Below are 13,258 nucleotides of genomic sequence, written 5' to 3'. Positions count from 1 at the left end.
AAACAACACTTATACTTTTACTCATTTTTTTAACTCCTTCATAGCTTTAAAAAAGGCAACCGCAGACATATATTCTGCATAATATTTTGAGTTAGGATTTTCCCCTTTTGGTCCATAAACTTCCTCAATTCGTTTAATAAATGAGTCGAGATGGTTTCCATTTCTATCGTTCCAGCACCCGCACACTATCTGGTCATTGATAACGTCATAGGTGGTGCAACGATTACAGCTACCAGGTCCCACAATTTGATATACACCTATCGGCAGGTCAGCCCCCTCTAGTCTAGCCATATCTAGGCAAGCCCCGCGCAAGTCAGCCCCCTCTAGGCAAGCCCCGCGCAAGTCAGCCCCCTCTAGGTCAGCCCCCTTTAGGTAAGCCTTGCACAGGTAAGCCCCGCGCAAGTCAGCCCCGCGCAAGCAAGCCCTATCTAGGCAAGCCCCGCGCAAGTAAGCCCTATCTAGGCAAGCCCCGCGCAAGTCAGCCCCCTCTAGTCTAGCCCCCTCTAAGTCAGCCCCGCGCAAGTCAGCCCACTCTAGACAAGCCCCGCGCAAGTCAGCCCACTCTAGGCAAGCACGTTTTCCACCTTTATCTTGTAGCCATCTGCCATGGCTAGCTATGATTTCGTTTAACTTTTCTTGCTCCATTGTTATCCCTCCTGCCATCAGTACCAGAACACGCCCTTACCGCCCTTGATGGCAGCAAACTCACCAAAATCTGTCTTACACAGCTTCTCAAAATACCTGATTTTCGCTTCGTAAAGCTTCCAGGTAGCGTTCCGGAATGATTCACGCAAATTCTCAACAAACCGGCGCAACCGGATATGGGCAAACCCGAAATAATCCTTGAGCACCAGCATAGAAGCCACCTCGCACTTGTCGAACTCTATGAATGTTCTCTGCATCTGCTTGTACTCAGACAGGCAACGTTCCACGCTGCAATACTTGTCAGCGTAGTAGTCATACAGCTTCCCATTCGGGTCAAAAACAGGCTGCTCATACTCCGGGTAGCCCATGTTGCCTGCATCTTCCTTTCTGCTGCCATGAACAGTAACATGGATAATGTCCTCCACGGTGCCTCCGCTGGTATCATCGATGGCGTAGGTTAGTACCCCTTGCAGCCTGTCATGGTATTCAATGAGCTGCTTGCCGGTAAAGCCAAAGGTGTGCTTCAGCACATCCATGTGCAACCACAAAGCATGAGCCCTGGCAACACCTATAATCCTCTCAAGGTTCTCCTTCGGGATATAGTCGGTCTTCTTGTCAATGTGGCTTGCCGCCCTTGCCCTTCTCACAGATAACGGCTTTACCCTGCCGCCGGCCGTTTCCTTCATGTGCTGCTTGTCCGCAGTAATCAACTTGTTCAGCTTGATTTTCTTCGCCAGCTTTGCCATAATCTCACACCCCCTCTATCTGCTTGACGGCGTCAATCCGCTGCAAAAGCAGATGCGCATTGCTGTTGTTCAGTGCCTCCAGTGCCCTGCGGTTCTCCCAGTCACCACGGCTGCGGCTGACAACGCTCTCATAGATGCGCATGAACTGCGCCCTGGCTATATTCACGTCCTTTGCCTCCAGCATGGCCAGCTCATACCTGCCGAACTGCTCCACAGTCTTCTCAACCTCCGGACAGGAATAAACCCACGGCCTGTACAAGGAAAACTCCCTCACGTTGCGCATGGCCTCCGCCCATGCCTCTGCCGGAGTAGGCAGCCTGCTGCCATTGATGGCCTCCACATACCCGTTTACGCTGTCGGCGGCCTCGAATATCTCTGCCACGCTGGGGAAAAACTTGCATGTCTGCAACAGCTTCACCATTGCCGCCTCAAGGTCCTGGATGCGGAGCGGCATCAGTGCCTTGGAATACAGCAAAAGTCCTGTGGCATCAATCTTGCAGTTTGGGAATACTGCCATATACGGCGTCAGAACCTTGATAATCTGCGCGCCCTTGATTTTTGCTATGTCGCTATCCTCGAATACTATCATTTCCGGTTCGTTCTTCATGGTCCTCATTCTCCTTTCTTGCCAGCTATCCCAGCATGTCAATTGCCTGCTGGGCAATGTCAGCTACCTTCTCGCTATGGGTTTTCTGCTGCTTGTTTTTGGGTAACTCTAAGACAGCCCCGCCTGCGGGACGCTTTTTGTCCTGATGCTTCCACGGCTCCGATACGCCTTTTTTCGCCCATGACTCCAGTATGCTGATGATGTACTTGATAGACCTGGCACGTGCCCTGGCTGCCTCCCTGATTGCCTGAACCAGCCACTCACGGCCAAATTCGTCGTACAGGGAAGCAAGGTCGTCTGCCTCGACCTGGTTGGGAATGCTGTGTATGTTGTCCTGGTAGAGGGTGAATACCTCCGCCAGCCTTGGGTCCTTCCTGCTTATGGGGGAACCCTGCTTCTGCTGCCGCAGCTTTTCCACACAGTTATCCACAGGCGGCTCTATAACTCTCGAACTATCGCTATAGTTCGTAGTAGCAGCAGTATATACTCCCCTATACTTACCTATACTATCCTCTACTATACTAGGCGGACATTTCGCCGCGGTTTGCTGACAGTCTGCGGACAATTCGCCGCGGCTTGTCGGCAACTCGCTGACAGTCTGCGGACAATCCGCCGCACTTTGACGGCAGGTTGCTGACATTTGGTTGTCAGCCTGCGGACATTTCGCCGCGGTTTGCTGACAGTCTGCGGACAATTCGCTGTCAACGGCATGACAGTCTTCTGACACTCTGCCGCCAACGGCATGACGGCTATCGGAAACGGCTCCATCAACGGCATAATGGTCGCCAGGTGCATCGCCATCAACGGCATGATGGTCTTCCTGCAAGCCCCCGCCAACGGCATGACGGTAGGTTGCTGCACCTTCCTCTGAATGTCTCCCCAGATAATCCACCAGCAAATCATGGTAAATGCTCTGCTTGGCCCTATCAGCTCTCAGCTGATTGCACTCATTCCAGTCAACGATGTACGTGACCAAATCCTCATTGAGTATCTTTACAAATCCTTTTTCCTCCAGCAGGAACAAATCCTCATCCCGCCCCCTGACCATGCCGACAACAGAAAAACCCTCCGCTATTCCCTCATCATCTGCATAAAGCCCCAGGTGAAAGTACAGTGCCTGCGCTGATGGCGGCAGCCTGAGAAACCTTGCCGCCCCTGTCACCCTGCTGGAGAACATCCTTCTCTCAGCCACGCTTCTCACTCCTTCAATCTGTACAGCCTGCACACTGCCTTGTCGGCTGTCACAGGTATCAAATGCGTCTTCTCGAAGAATATCCTCTCCGGCTGCTGGTGAATCCTGTCGTGATGCTCCCGGCAGAGTGGCAATACGCTCCGCCCCAAGTGATTAACCTCTTTCCTGTCAGCTCCCATTCCTATCCTGCTGCCCTCGCAGTGGTGAAGCTCCGCAGGCCTGCCGCACAGGCAGCACTTCTTGTTCATGGTGCAGGCATATACATACTTGCCTACATCCTCAGCATACCTGTACAACGGCTCCGAGGTAGGAATATCGTTCTCCACGATGAAGTCTATCAGGTATGTAATGAAGTCGGCAGCCGTGTTCATATCCACATCAGACAGGCTGAACGCCCGCCTTGCCATCCCTTCCATCCGGTTCAGCCTGAACTCCAGCTTCATGGTTTCCTTCGTCGCCTGGGGTGCATCACCCATCCATTCAGCAATCTCCTTTATAAGAGCGTATGCCTTTGACCTCTGCTCCGGAGAAATTCTCCTGCCGTCCTTGAAGGCGATCAGCACCTTGCTATACTTCCTGTTGATTGCCCGGTCAAGGTTCGGCACACCGGCCTCAATAATCACGCTGCCATTCTCCCGGAAATCAGTTATCCTTCCCAGTACCAATTCCTGTGGCATCCGTCACACCTCCATTCTTGTTGCAGACGAATATTTTTGCCTGAGTAACTTTCCTGACCTTCTCCACCATCTTTTCCACGTCACTGTGGTCGTCAGACAAATGGCAAAGGTAAATCTCCTGCAGCTTGCCCTGGTCCATGCGCGAAATGTATTTAGCTAACGTTTCCACGCTCATGTGACAATCTGCGATGCGCCTAACCAGCTTTCGAGGTTTTACGCTATTCTCCAGCAGTTCCACGTTGTAATTTGATTCAATAATCATCTGCCCAAGCCCATCTATATACTCCGTCATACGCTTTGTATCAGTGGCATACAGCAGGGTATCGCCTGTCTTTACACTCCTGATGCAGTAAGCATAGCAGGTAGCATCATGCTCCATAGGCACCGCGAAAAAATCTATGGTATCTATGGCATACCTGGCAAAAGGCCTTATGCAGCGCACCTCTTTGAACTTGGCCGCTACCGCCGCACTGCCGTAAATCCTTATGCCTCGCCCGGTCAGTTCCTCCACGGAACGGGCATGGTCGTTGTGCTCATGGGTGATAAGTGCCCCGCTTATCTTATCCATATTGAAGTCACAAGCAACCAATATCTCTTTCATTTTCACGCCTGCATCCAGCAGCAGGCTGGTTATGCCATCTGATACGATGAAGCAGTTACCAGCACTGCTGGATGCGATGCACTTCACATCAAACATTATTAAAAAGGACATTCCTCTGGCTGGCTTTCAGCCTCGTTCCCCTGCTGGGCAGTCCGGGGAGCTTCTTCCGGTGGTTCTGCTGCCGGTATAGATGCCGCTGGCGGTTCTTCTGCCGGCGGAATATCATTTACATTTATTGTCCTTGCATACTGTGGCGGTTCCTGTACTTCTACACTGATTGTGTCCTGAGGATTATCAGCGTATGTATACGTCTCGTCCTCGCTCTCCATAATGGCCTGGTCAGCTGCCAATGCTCTTGCCAGACTGCTGGATTCCATCTCTATGCTCATAATGCCGTACTTGCTTATGAGCAGTTTTGTTACGGTCTTCAGTGCCATAGCATCGAAGTTATCCTTCCAGACGCCATAGCCCTTCCTGTAGCTCTGACTGTATTTGCTGGCATGTGCCTCAACCTCCTCCTTGCTCATGTAGAAGGTCTTGGAGAAGCCATTCAGGAACTCAATGTAGGCCACATAGCCGACCACGGTATCACTGATTTTCTTGCCCCTTATGATGTTGCCTGTGATAAAGTCAATGTCCTCTATCTGCCCTTCATAGACTACGGAAGCATTGATTGTCTTGTACTGGCCGGTGCGCTCCGCCAGCTGAATAAAACCTTTATCCTTTATACCGATAATTTGCCATCTTATCGGAGTGGACTATATCATCACCCGTTCTGGGTGTCTTGCACTTGGAGGAGTAACTCATCTTCTCCCCTACACCGCTACATTCATCACGGTTAGTCTCTACACTTTACCAACGCCCATTGGTAACCGCCTGCTGTCCGCTGACGGCCTTTTATTGCACTTGTAATACCTGAAGGATGTATTCCTGTTTCTTTAGCAGCTTGCTTAATGCTATCAAAAATAGCACCATCATCTAGCCTTACAACTTGCTTATTGCCATTTGTGTTTCCAAGCATAGACGTCTTCATAATCCTGCTGCGCTTTTCTATTGTATCTTGAGATTGCTTTTTTCCAAGATTTGCTTTTCGGAGTTTTTCTCTCGTAGCCTGGCTAACTGCATGTCCTAATGCAGGCCGCTTGAGATTATTTTTTATCCTAATTTGCTTTTCGTACTCAGGTAAATCATCCCACTGTTTCTTAGCCTTTTGGCTTAGTAATTTCCGTGTTTCTTGGCTAACTTTATGACCTGTTGATCCTTGTCCGCCAAGTGCTATATTGTACTCCGGTTTTAACATTGATATATAAAATTTCTCACGTTCATCAAGCCTATCTTCAGGACATTCCTCAAGAATTTCTAGCTTAAATTTATCTATTCCAAATTTCTTAATATCATGTTTTAAATCCGAATACTGCATTGATGAAGAACTTTTATGCTCATACCATCTTCTCTTGATATTCTTCGATTTTCCAATATAGCGTTTTCCATTAATCATATTCTTTATCATGTATATACCTGTCATTCTATCAACCTCCTTTCCGTATTTTATAATAAAGGCGTTGGTCTTAGCACGTGATTACCCTTTTCTTTTGGGAGGGCTTCCACGTTAGCCTCCTTCCGGAGACACCCCTGAGTAATAGGGTTCACAAGATTTATTTGTCATATCATTCCTGACATGCGGGCCATAATATAGGTTTAGCCCATCTGGAACTGCGCCTGATTCTCCTTTGCCTTGCTGTTCCAGTAAGGCACGATGTAGGCAAGCCCCAGGTTCTGGTTAATCGGCAGCTTCAATGTAGCGGCCTGCATGGCGGCGGCGATGACTGTATTGGGAGCCGCCTTCAAAAGCAGCTCATTATTCTTCACCAGAGAAAGCAGGCTGCCTACAAAGGCATCTGCATTTTTCCCAAGTACCTCCCGGAACTTGGCTTTCACCAGGTCATTGTTCACGGCCTTCTCGAAGTTTACACGCAGCGTTGCCGTCTGCGGCTGCTGCGGTGCTACGGCATTGTTCTTGTTGCTTGCTGGGTACATATAAATTCCTCCTTGTTATTCCTGCACTACCCTTAAAACATCATCCTTAGCGGATACCACCAAGGCAATTGTCTGGCAATCCATCTTGCGGATTTTGGAAACTCTCTCGGCACCATCAATGAAGATTGGCACCGATACGCCATAAGCCTTTGCCAAGGCCTCCATGATTTCCAGGTTGGCATTTATCTGTGCTGCCGTGTTGGCTGACTTGTAGTCAACCATCTGCCCATCCGCATTAGGGATAAGAGGCTCGCATACCTCCTTCATGCCGCCGTTCACCTGCTGCTCAAACAGCTTGAACTTGATGTAGGAGAAATGGCTGTTGATTTCCTCCTCAGCCATCTTGGCACGCTTATCCATGAAATTATCTGCCATGTATACAGCTTTCTCGAAGCCTTCCAGTCTTTTCAGCATGACCTTCTTTTCCTTCTTGATTTCAGCAATCTTGAGTTCAATATTGGCGTTGCCCTTGAGCTTAGCCAGATAATCCTGGTGTTTCTCTATCTCCTGCTTGAGTGCCTCAATTTTCTCCCGGTTATCCTCCGGCTGTGAGTTTTCGCCGTCTCCCTCAAGGCTTGCCAGCTTTGCTTTGTACTCTTTGAATTTAGCCGCATATTCTACGGTCTGATTATATGGAATTTTGCTAGGCTCCTTTGCCCGTAACTTGTGTATAGCCTCGTGTTGGGATGCAATACTTTTCTCCAGGTCTTCGACTTCTTTCTTAGCCTCGACCTTTTCTGCCTCCAGCTGCTTGATGATTTCAGTCAGCTGCTTTCCCTTCTTGACTATGTCTGCCTTGATGGATGCACTGTTTTCCTCGAACTCTGCCCGCATCTGCTGTGCTTCATCAGCAGGCAATGGCCGGTGGCAGGTCGGGCAAACGGCCTGTGCCTCGTCCCATTTCTTGCCTGCCACATCCCGGAACGCTTTCCGGAGCTTCTCCTGCTCCTCCATCTGCTCCGCTACCTGCTTTTCAAGCGACTTTATCTTGCGGATTTTCTCAACCTGTTCATCAGATATGACAGACAGAGCCAGCTTTTCTGCCCTTAACTGTGTGCTCCAGGCTTCTTCCATTTCCCGCTGCTTTACCGAATACTGGTATTCAGCATCATCCAGCTCCCTTTTCAGCCTTGCTTTTTCGGTTTCCTTGTCGGAGCTGCCAGCTGCTGCAATCAGCTTATGCAGCTGGTCTTCCTTGCTGTGCAATTCTTCCTGCACTGCCTCGATATTACCCTCAATGATATTTTCCTTGGTACTTTCCAGCAGGGAGATGGATGCCGGGGCTTCATCAAGCCATGCTTGAGCCTGCTTTCGGCCGGCCTCGGAGAACTTCCGGAAGTCCTCAACGGAACGTCCTTCAAGGCTTACTTTCAGCTCCATGAACTCCGGCAGGTCAATCAGGTTCTCAATGCTGCCGTTAAACAGCTGGAACAATATGCTGCGCCGTTCCTTGACGCTGAGTCCCTCAGTAAAGTGCCCTGCAATAGTCAGTGCCTCGATGTTGCCTATGCCAGGGAGTAATCTCTCGATTGCCTCCTGGTATTCGGAATCCTTGACTTTTATGTCATTCACATAAAGGATTGTTTCGTGGCCAGCAAGGACAGCCTCCTGCCCCCGTGGCTTCTTCCACTTTTCCTTGAATACCTTCTTCAAGGAAATGGTGTTAGCACCATCGTCAGACACGAACACGGCCTCAGCGGAATGTTCCGCCTTTTTCATGCCCACAGTCTTTGGTGAGAAATTCTTCTCGCCGGTGACGCTCTTGCCGGTAAGCAGCCAGCAGAAAGCATTTGCAACAGTAGTCTTGCCGGTGCCGTTTGCGCCGAAGATGGCAGCGTTCTTGCCATCAAAGTTTACCGTCAGCTCTTTAATGCCTCGGAAATTGTTTAGCTTCATTTCCCTTATCTTCATAAGTCCTTCCTCCTTGACTTTTTCCCTCTGATGCAGTATCATGAGGGTGTTGTTCATATTGTCGCGTCGTTGATGACGGGCCGGAAGCCAGGTTTTTTGCAGGAGCCTGGCTTCTTTTTTATTTCAACTATTTCCATCTGGGAAACAGTTGAAATGCCCATCACAGGAAAACTCCTATGGCTATCATGATAATGATGCCGATCCAGCCCCAGCCATACTCAGAAATCATGGCTGCTCACTCCTTTACCCAATAGTTAATCTTTATCTGCTGTCCCGGCCTGATGTCCCCACGGTTCTCCCAAAGTTCCGGATTGAGCTGTACTATACCCTCCTCGAACTCTAGGATGTACCGGCGGCCTCCTGTGTTCAGCGGCAGGAACCGCTCGCTGATTTCCCGGAGGGTATCACCCTCCCGGACGGTATAGACCGTCTGCACCAGCTTTTGGTCTCCGTCATAGAAACCAGTCAGCAGGGTTACAGCCAATGCACCGCCGATAATAGCGGCTGCCACCCTGCCCCAGCGAACCCGCCTCACGCGCTTAACTGACATCTTAACGCCTCCTCTGCACACTCATAATTGCACTCATCCACGGCATCGCTGATGTATCCATCAGCAACAGCCTCATATAAATCGTCTTCAGTAAAGTTCTCACCCAGCTCATCGCCGAAATCCTCACGCCACTCAGCATGGAAAGGGTTCATTACCCCAACCAAGCTAATCAGCTCATCCCGGCTATCCTCATATATTGCCTGGACTTTCTCCCGGTTCTTCTCCGGCATATCATAGTCAAGCAGGTAAAGTGCCAGTGCCGGCCTCTTAGCGGCTGCTTTCAACTCCGCCTCAAACTGTACTCTCTGTGTCCTCGTCATAAGACATTCTCCTTTCTTAGAAACCAAACCTCTGCTTAAAGTACACGATTGGCACTTTGCCCGGCCTTATGAATTTGCCATCCGCCTCCAGCTCCGCGTTCAGTTTCTTAATCACGCGATAGGCGTGCTGCTTGGAGTAGTCGAGGATGCTTGCCACATCCTCCGCCCCGTAATATAGCTTCTTTGGTTTAAGCACTGGCATCTTTCCTGCCTCCCTTCTTAAACTCTCTCACCGGCGTATAATCTGTCCCTTCGCCGACTGTAATGCTGGTTCCCAGCACCTTGCACAGCTGGTTTGCGGCCCTCAATGTCGGCTCTATCTTTCCAAGCTCATACAGTGAGATGGAACCCACTGATATGCCCGAAAGTTTTGCCAGCTGGCGAAGGGATATTTTCTTTCTGTAGCGGGCTTGCCGCAAGACATCCATGAACTTCATATTTCCTCCTTGAGTGTTCAATATCATTGACAGTGTTATCTATCAATGATAAAATTTTCTTGTTCCCATATGGGGACGGAAACTCCGTCATGCGCTTAGTATCAGTAGCGTACAGCAGCGTAGTTAAAAACCTAAACCCCCGGAAGGGGACGGAAACATTGCCTCCTGGTATTCGGAATCCTTTACTTTCAAACCATCGTTAAAAACCAAAATCCCCGGAAGGGGACGGAAACTCAAAGAAGCCCTGGCTGTTTCTCATTCGGCTGAGACTCTGGTGAAGTTGAAGCAACCGGAGTAACCACCCCTGCATAGTATTTTGCAGCATCGAAAACCATACCAATTTGATTGAAATTTACGTTGTTTGCTGCCAACACATCAACGATTTGAAGTGCTGCAGCTTTCAAATTCAATCTCCCGTCACGACCAGCATGAGGTTTGCTAATCTCATACTGGTCTATTTCTTTCCCCCTCACACGAGCTACCAACTTAATAAATTCACTGTACTCAAAATTCAATTTTTCCATTGTTAATCTATCCTTTCTCTGAAATTGTCCGCTAGGACAATTATCCCGAACTGGCTTTTCTGCTGGTTCGGTTTTTTTGTTTCCTGCCATCAATTATGCTCCAAATACTGCGGTGTTCATTTTATCTATAACGGATTTCGTTAGTTTATCGTTCAAAAAAACTGCACTATCCTCACCGAGCAGACGAGCAATAACCTTCATTCGCTCCACATCTAACTTAACGCTACCATCCTCAATGTAGCGATAACCTTGTAAACTCATCCCAAGGCCTTTGGCTACAAAAGTTTTTGATACGCCTTTAGCCTCTCTAATCATTCGTATATTCTCATGCACTGGCATTTTATCACCTCCATCTTTAACGAAATACGTTACGATTATTATAATACTAACGGATTGCGTTAATGTCAAGTCTTTTTATAAAAAAATCTCAATTTTCGTTAGTTATTATAACATAATACGTTACTTTTGTTATAATATATATTGAGGTGATTACTATGAATATTGGACATAGAATAAAATCTTTACGTAAATATCAAGGTTTAACACAAAAAGAATTGGCTGAAAAAGTACATAAATCTCCACAAGTAATATCTAATTGGGAGCGAGGGTATACACCAAATATTACGAACGAAGATATTGTTAATTTAGCAACTGCATTAAATGTTAAAGTATCGGATATTGTTAGTTCCTCAAATGATGACACTCACCCAGACCTCCCGCCCCTCACCCCTCGCGATGAACGGAACATCGCCAAGGAAATCGAAAAGATACTTGACGGCCTGGACAACTCCGCTGCCCTCGGCGGCTCCATTATCACCGACGACGAAGACCTCGAACTCCTAAAATCATCTCTCACCCAGGCCGTCACCCTCGCCAAAAGAGTTGCCAAGCAGAAATTCACCCCGAAGAAGTACCGGAAGGAATGAGGTGGTCTGCATAAATAACGAGGAATACATAACAACCAGATTGGACGAACAGCAAAAATGGTTCAGCCAAAAAAGCAATAAACATCAGCAGATGTATAAGCTTTACAAGCAAGCAGCCATAGCGATAACTATTGCCGCCCCCATTATAAATTATTTCATATCCGACCAATTCTGTGGCAGGATGTTCATGCTGGCCTCAGGAGCAGTTGTCACCTGGTTATATTTCAAGAACACATTGGAAACACACCTTGAGCTATGGCTTCAATATCGCGCTACCAGCGAACAGCTGAAAAGAGAAAAGTACCTGTTCTTGACGAAAACAGGTACTTACTTTGATAAGACGGACGATGTACGTCTAAACATATTAGTTTGTAACACAGAAGCAATCATTGCATCAGATAACCTGAATTGGAGGAATACCATTAAGGAATCCGGCAAGCATGACGCTCACTCCACCAGCTCATAAGTCTTTGCGAAAATATCCGGCTTGCACGGATACTGCTCGCCATGTACGCCCGTGATAATGTAATCACCGGGCGAAGCATGATGGTCTCCCTCCAAAGTCGGGATAATCATCTCCACTTCGGTCTGGTAGGCCTCCACCACCACGGGCCTCTTTCTGTATTTTCTCACTATGCCCATTTTCTCACCTCCTCTTTTTTGCATTGAAAGGATTGATTTTATGCCACACTTGAAGATATACGACTTATTTATAAGCCATGCCTGGAAATATGTAGAGGAATACGATAGTTTTATCGCTCTCCTTGATGCTGCCCCTTATTTCACTTACAGAAACTACTCCGCCCCGCCTGATAAGCCGTTATTCTTTACCGGCAGGATTAGTAAAGGTGTCCTGGCTGGAAAGCTGGCTAACAAGATACGCCCTGTCAACGCCTTTATCATGCTATCCGGAATGTATTACAATTACCACGAATGGATGCAGGTGGAACTAGACATAGCAAAGAAATACAATAAGCCCATCATAGCTGTTGCTCCTTGGGGGAGCCAAAAAATGCCATCAGATATTTATACTATAGCAGATGTGCGCGTAAGATGGAATACAGATTCAATTATTTCAGCAATCAGGGACTACTCAATCTAACACAACAGGCATCCAAAAAGCAGAAATTCACCCCAAAGAAGTACCGGAAGGAACCATGAAGGTGGCATATCAATGATAGAAAGGATGTAATATTATGTTTTTATTTTTTGACGACGATAACATGCAGCAGGGTGCATCCCTGTTTGATTCCATAAAACATATAAATGAATATGGGCAGGAATACTGGATAGCTAGAGAGCTATTTTCCATATTAGGTTATAAACAATGGCGTAATTTTGAAAAAGTTATAGAGAAAGCTGTTCTGTCTTGTGAGGCCACTGAAAACAACGTATCAGACCATTTTGCCCGAACGAGCAAAATGGTCAGCCTCGGCAGTGGTGCCAAACGTGAAATAGACGATTATGAGCTCTCAAGATATGCATGTTATTTAATTGCCATGAATGGTAATCCATCTGTTCAGGAAATAGCACTTGCACAAACCTATTTTGCAGTAAAGACCAGGCAGCAGGAACTTATTGAGAATTTTGACAACTTAGACGAAAACGCTAGACGATTGGCAATCAGGCAAGAATTAAAAAAGCATAACACTTTCTTAGCAGATGCAGCACACGACGCTGGAATAACCACAGCTTTTGATTATGCTGTATTTCAAAACAAGGGATATATGGGATTATATGGCGGTCTTACAGCTAAGGATATTCATACTAGAAAAGGCCTAAAGAAAAACCAGCAAATACTTGACTACATGGGCCATGAGGAACTAGCAGCCAACCTGTTTCGTGCCACTCAAACAGAGGCGAAGATGCGCCGCGAAAATATAAAAGGCAAAGAAGCTGCCAATAAAACCCATTTTGAAGTTGGTTCCGCAGTCCGGCAGACAATCAAAGACCTTGGCGGCACCATGCCGGAAGACCTCCCAACCCCGAAAGAAAGCATACAGCAATTGGAGAAGAAATTAAATCAGAGAAAAACATCGGAGAAACTAAGCAATATTTGATTATTGTTTTTTTATATTGTATAAT

The 13,258-nt window shown here is 47.6% G+C and carries 21 protein-coding genes; 4 read left to right on the top strand and 17 right to left on the bottom strand.

The genetic code is table 11. The features are described from left to right. Positions 1 to 21: 21 nt before the first annotated feature. From FYJ84_RS14810 to FYJ84_RS07755, 16 genes are all read right to left on the bottom strand, one after another. Positions 22 to 645 carry a pentapeptide repeat-containing protein gene (locus FYJ84_RS14810; protein WP_268878708.1) on the bottom strand — a complete coding sequence of 208 codons (624 nt, stop codon included), beginning with the start codon at positions 643 to 645 and terminating at the stop codon, positions 22 to 24. A 17-nt stretch (positions 646 to 662) separates the two neighbouring features. After that, positions 663 to 1,391: a hypothetical protein gene (locus FYJ84_RS07825; RefSeq protein WP_154407042.1), complete on the bottom strand. Its 729-nt coding sequence runs from the start codon at positions 1,389 to 1,391 to the stop codon at positions 663 to 665. Between the two features lie 4 nt (positions 1,392 to 1,395). After that, on the bottom strand, positions 1,396 to 1,998 hold the full coding sequence (locus FYJ84_RS07820; protein WP_154407041.1) for a hypothetical protein: 603 nt from the start codon (positions 1,996 to 1,998) through the stop codon (positions 1,396 to 1,398). Between the two features lie 25 nt (positions 1,999 to 2,023). Next, positions 2,024 to 3,190, bottom strand: a complete 1,167-nt coding sequence (locus FYJ84_RS14900; protein WP_154407040.1) for a DnaD domain protein — start codon at positions 3,188 to 3,190, stop codon at positions 2,024 to 2,026. Between the two features lie 5 nt (positions 3,191 to 3,195). Next, positions 3,196 to 3,867 carry a putative HNHc nuclease gene (locus tag FYJ84_RS07810; protein ID WP_154407039.1) on the bottom strand — a complete coding sequence of 224 codons (672 nt, stop codon included), beginning with the start codon at positions 3,865 to 3,867 and terminating at the stop codon, positions 3,196 to 3,198. Beyond that, positions 3,833 to 4,564 carry an MBL fold metallo-hydrolase gene (locus FYJ84_RS07805; protein ID WP_205764153.1) on the bottom strand — a complete coding sequence of 244 codons (732 nt, stop codon included), beginning with the start codon at positions 4,562 to 4,564 and terminating at the stop codon, positions 3,833 to 3,835. The genes FYJ84_RS07810 and FYJ84_RS07805 overlap by 35 nt, the downstream gene beginning before the upstream one ends. 2 nt (positions 4,565 to 4,566) lie before the next feature. Continuing rightward, on the bottom strand, positions 4,567 to 5,178 hold the full coding sequence (locus tag FYJ84_RS07800; protein ID WP_328596354.1) for a recombinase RecT: 612 nt from the start codon (positions 5,176 to 5,178) through the stop codon (positions 4,567 to 4,569). Positions 5,179 to 5,306: 128 nt separating this feature from the next. Then, a complete protein-coding gene (locus tag FYJ84_RS07795) occupies positions 5,307 to 5,993 on the bottom strand; it encodes a GIY-YIG nuclease family protein (RefSeq protein WP_154407036.1) in 687 nt (228 codons plus the stop codon). Positions 5,994 to 6,166: 173 nt separating this feature from the next. Beyond that, positions 6,167 to 6,505, bottom strand: coding sequence for a recombinase RecT (locus FYJ84_RS07790; RefSeq protein WP_154407035.1), 339 nt, complete (start codon positions 6,503 to 6,505; stop codon positions 6,167 to 6,169). Positions 6,506 to 6,520: 15 nt separating this feature from the next. Continuing rightward, on the bottom strand, positions 6,521 to 8,416 hold the full coding sequence (locus tag FYJ84_RS07785) for an AAA family ATPase (protein WP_154407034.1): 1,896 nt from the start codon (positions 8,414 to 8,416) through the stop codon (positions 6,521 to 6,523). A 235-nt stretch (positions 8,417 to 8,651) separates the two neighbouring features. After that, positions 8,652 to 8,966 carry a LysM peptidoglycan-binding domain-containing protein gene (locus FYJ84_RS07780; RefSeq protein WP_154407033.1) on the bottom strand — a complete coding sequence of 105 codons (315 nt, stop codon included), beginning with the start codon at positions 8,964 to 8,966 and terminating at the stop codon, positions 8,652 to 8,654. Beyond that, positions 8,948 to 9,286, bottom strand: a complete 339-nt coding sequence (locus tag FYJ84_RS07775) for a hypothetical protein (RefSeq protein WP_154407032.1) — start codon at positions 9,284 to 9,286, stop codon at positions 8,948 to 8,950. Before FYJ84_RS07775 ends, FYJ84_RS07780 begins: the two co-directional genes overlap by 19 nt. A 16-nt stretch (positions 9,287 to 9,302) precedes the next feature. Continuing rightward, positions 9,303 to 9,488: a hypothetical protein gene (locus FYJ84_RS07770; protein WP_154407031.1), complete on the bottom strand. Its 186-nt coding sequence runs from the start codon at positions 9,486 to 9,488 to the stop codon at positions 9,303 to 9,305. Then, the gene (locus FYJ84_RS07765; protein WP_205764152.1) at positions 9,475 to 9,723 is read right to left on the bottom strand and encodes a helix-turn-helix domain-containing protein; all 249 of its coding nucleotides are present in this window, start codon (positions 9,721 to 9,723) and stop codon (positions 9,475 to 9,477) included. Before FYJ84_RS07765 ends, FYJ84_RS07770 begins: the two co-directional genes overlap by 14 nt. A gap of 233 nt (positions 9,724 to 9,956) precedes the next feature. Further along, positions 9,957 to 10,337: a hypothetical protein gene (locus FYJ84_RS07760; RefSeq protein WP_154407029.1), complete on the bottom strand. Its 381-nt coding sequence runs from the start codon at positions 10,335 to 10,337 to the stop codon at positions 9,957 to 9,959. A gap of 3 nt (positions 10,338 to 10,340) precedes the next feature. Continuing rightward, positions 10,341 to 10,586 (bottom strand): helix-turn-helix domain-containing protein, encoded by a 246-nt coding sequence (locus FYJ84_RS07755; RefSeq protein WP_154407028.1) that lies wholly within the window; start codon positions 10,584 to 10,586, stop codon positions 10,341 to 10,343. A 155-nt stretch (positions 10,587 to 10,741) separates the two neighbouring features. Between FYJ84_RS07755 and FYJ84_RS07750 the strand changes: the two genes are divergently transcribed. After that, positions 10,742 to 11,173 carry a helix-turn-helix domain-containing protein gene (locus tag FYJ84_RS07750; RefSeq protein ID WP_154407027.1) on the top strand — a complete coding sequence of 144 codons (432 nt, stop codon included), beginning with the start codon at positions 10,742 to 10,744 and terminating at the stop codon, positions 11,171 to 11,173. A gap of 1 nt (position 11,174) precedes the next feature. Continuing rightward, a complete protein-coding gene (locus FYJ84_RS07745; RefSeq protein WP_328596353.1) occupies positions 11,175 to 11,639 on the top strand; it encodes a DUF4231 domain-containing protein in 465 nt (154 codons plus the stop codon). Here FYJ84_RS07745 and FYJ84_RS07740 read toward each other — a convergent pair. Beyond that, positions 11,621 to 11,815, bottom strand: coding sequence for a hypothetical protein (locus FYJ84_RS07740; RefSeq protein WP_154407025.1), 195 nt, complete (start codon positions 11,813 to 11,815; stop codon positions 11,621 to 11,623). The two genes, FYJ84_RS07745 and FYJ84_RS07740, sit on opposite strands and share 19 nt — an antisense overlap. Positions 11,816 to 11,855: 40 nt before the next feature. On the opposite strand from FYJ84_RS07740, the gene FYJ84_RS07735 reads away from it, so the two are divergent. Further along, a complete protein-coding gene (locus FYJ84_RS07735; protein ID WP_154407024.1) occupies positions 11,856 to 12,275 on the top strand; it encodes a TIR domain-containing protein in 420 nt (139 codons plus the stop codon). A gap of 94 nt (positions 12,276 to 12,369) precedes the next feature. Beyond that, on the top strand, positions 12,370 to 13,233 hold the full coding sequence (dinD, locus tag FYJ84_RS07730) for a DNA damage-inducible protein D (protein WP_205764150.1): 864 nt from the start codon (positions 12,370 to 12,372) through the stop codon (positions 13,231 to 13,233). The last annotated feature ends 25 nt before the right edge of the window (positions 13,234 to 13,258 follow it).

The sequence above is a fragment of the Anaerovibrio slackiae genome (genome assembly GCF_009695585.1).
GTDB classification, from domain to species: domain Bacteria; phylum Bacillota; class Negativicutes; order Selenomonadales; family Selenomonadaceae; genus Anaerovibrio; species Anaerovibrio slackiae.
Note: the sequence above shows the minus strand (reverse complement) of the source record. Positions and strands in the feature narration are given on the sequence as shown.

What these genes read in the sequence shown, in the direction of transcription:
- FYJ84_RS14810 (WP_268878708.1), bottom strand. Translation starts at nt 645, where the DNA reads ATGGAGCAAGAAAAGTTAAACGAAATCATAGCTAGCCATGGCAGATGG.
- FYJ84_RS07825 (WP_154407042.1), bottom strand. Translation starts at nt 1,391, where the DNA reads ATGGCAAAGCTGGCGAAGAAAATCAAGCTGAACAAGTTGATTACTGCG.
- FYJ84_RS07820 (WP_154407041.1), bottom strand. Translation starts at nt 1,998, where the DNA reads ATGAAGAACGAACCGGAAATGATAGTATTCGAGGATAGCGACATAGCA.
- FYJ84_RS07810 (WP_154407039.1), bottom strand. Translation starts at nt 3,867, where the DNA reads ATGCCACAGGAATTGGTACTGGGAAGGATAACTGATTTCCGGGAGAAT.
- FYJ84_RS07805 (WP_205764153.1), bottom strand. Translation starts at nt 4,564, where the DNA reads ATGTTTGATGTGAAGTGCATCGCATCCAGCAGTGCTGGTAACTGCTTC.
- FYJ84_RS07795 (WP_154407036.1), bottom strand. Translation starts at nt 5,993, where the DNA reads ATGACAGGTATATACATGATAAAGAATATGATTAATGGAAAACGCTAT.
- FYJ84_RS07790 (WP_154407035.1), bottom strand. Translation starts at nt 6,505, where the DNA reads ATGTACCCAGCAAGCAACAAGAACAATGCCGTAGCACCGCAGCAGCCG.
- FYJ84_RS07785 (WP_154407034.1), bottom strand. Translation starts at nt 8,416, where the DNA reads ATGAAGATAAGGGAAATGAAGCTAAACAATTTCCGAGGCATTAAAGAG.
- FYJ84_RS07780 (WP_154407033.1), bottom strand. Translation starts at nt 8,966, where the DNA reads ATGTCAGTTAAGCGCGTGAGGCGGGTTCGCTGGGGCAGGGTGGCAGCC.
- FYJ84_RS07775 (WP_154407032.1), bottom strand. Translation starts at nt 9,286, where the DNA reads ATGACGAGGACACAGAGAGTACAGTTTGAGGCGGAGTTGAAAGCAGCC.
- FYJ84_RS07770 (WP_154407031.1), bottom strand. Translation starts at nt 9,488, where the DNA reads ATGCCAGTGCTTAAACCAAAGAAGCTATATTACGGGGCGGAGGATGTG.
- FYJ84_RS07765 (WP_205764152.1), bottom strand. Translation starts at nt 9,723, where the DNA reads ATGAAGTTCATGGATGTCTTGCGGCAAGCCCGCTACAGAAAGAAAATA.
- FYJ84_RS07760 (WP_154407029.1), bottom strand. Translation starts at nt 10,337, where the DNA reads ATGGCAGGAAACAAAAAAACCGAACCAGCAGAAAAGCCAGTTCGGGAT.
- FYJ84_RS07755 (WP_154407028.1), bottom strand. Translation starts at nt 10,586, where the DNA reads ATGCCAGTGCATGAGAATATACGAATGATTAGAGAGGCTAAAGGCGTA.
- FYJ84_RS07750 (WP_154407027.1), top strand. Translation starts at nt 10,742, where the DNA reads ATGAATATTGGACATAGAATAAAATCTTTACGTAAATATCAAGGTTTA.
- FYJ84_RS07740 (WP_154407025.1), bottom strand. Translation starts at nt 11,815, where the DNA reads ATGGGCATAGTGAGAAAATACAGAAAGAGGCCCGTGGTGGTGGAGGCC.
- FYJ84_RS07735 (WP_154407024.1), top strand. Translation starts at nt 11,856, where the DNA reads ATGCCACACTTGAAGATATACGACTTATTTATAAGCCATGCCTGGAAA.
- dinD (WP_205764150.1), top strand. Translation starts at nt 12,370, where the DNA reads ATGTTTTTATTTTTTGACGACGATAACATGCAGCAGGGTGCATCCCTG.